We start from the raw sequence: 515 nt of genomic DNA, 5'->3' as shown, positions 1-515 counted from the left end.
ACGGCTTCACAAAATCGCCAACGTGCTGGGAGCCATGCCGAAGTCCGCACAGAGCGGCGCGAAGAAGGCGTTGGCGGAGATCTGGAACGCCGAGGACAAAGACCACGCCCTGGCGGCGGTGAAGGCGTTCCAGGCCGCTTACGGGGCCAAGTACGGCAAGGCCGTGGCCAAGGTCGTCGACGACGTGGACGAGTTGCTGGCGTTCTACGACTTCCCAGCCGAGCATTGGGTGCATCTGCGCACGACCAACCCCATCGAGTCGACGTTCGCCACCGTGCGGCACCGCACCAAGGTCACCAAAGGCCCCGGTTCACGGGCGGCCGGGCTGGCCATGGCGTTCAAGCTGATCGAGTCCGCCCAGGCCCGCTGGCGCGCGGTCAACGCCCCCCACCTCGTCGCCCTGGTCCGCGCCGGGGCCACCTTCATCAACGGCAAGCTCGTCGAACGCCCCGACGATCAGCCCTCACCAGCAGCTGCTTAGAAACTCGTGATCCACAGGTCTTGACGATTGCTCG

1 protein-coding gene is annotated in these 515 nt (G+C 66.0%); it reads left to right on the top strand.

The annotated features are described in order from the left end of the window. Nucleotides 1-481, top strand: a 481-nt coding sequence (locus FLX08_RS40130; protein WP_208761996.1) for a transposase, incomplete at its 5' end; no start/stop codon positions are given. Nucleotides 482-515: the final 34 nt, after the last annotated feature.

The organism is Microbispora hainanensis, from assembly GCF_006874475.1.
Taxonomy (GTDB): Bacteria; Actinomycetota; Actinomycetes; order Streptosporangiales; family Streptosporangiaceae; genus Microbispora; species Microbispora hainanensis.
The sequence above is the reverse complement of the archived record's forward strand: the minus strand, read 5'-3'. Positions and strand labels throughout refer to the sequence as shown.